Raw genomic sequence first — 223 nt, 5'->3', positions numbered from 1 at the left:
TCGGCGGCCGCCATCAGGCCGTCCGCGAAGGGGAAGAATGCGTCCGAGGCCACGACCGAACCCTTGGCCAGCGTCTCGGGCAGGCCCGCCGCCTTGGCGGCCTCCGCGGCCGTCCAGGCGGCGATGCGGGAGGAATCGACGCGGCTCATCTGGCCCGCGCCGATGCCTACGGTGGCGAGGTCCCGGGCGTAGACGATGGCGTTCGACTTCACGTGCTTGGCGA

1 pseudogene is annotated in these 223 nt (G+C 72.2%); it reads right to left on the bottom strand.

Annotation, left to right across the window (positions count from 1 at the left end):
• A pseudogene (purH, locus tag E4K09_RS02495) lies at positions 1-223 on the bottom strand (bifunctional phosphoribosylaminoimidazolecarboxamide formyltransferase/IMP cyclohydrolase); the annotation flags it as partial.

The sequence above is a fragment of the Microvirga pakistanensis genome (genome assembly GCF_004458765.1).
Lineage (GTDB): Bacteria > Pseudomonadota > Alphaproteobacteria > Rhizobiales > Beijerinckiaceae > Microvirga > Microvirga pakistanensis.
The sequence above is the reverse complement of the archived record's forward strand: the minus strand, read 5'-3'. Positions and strand labels throughout refer to the sequence as shown.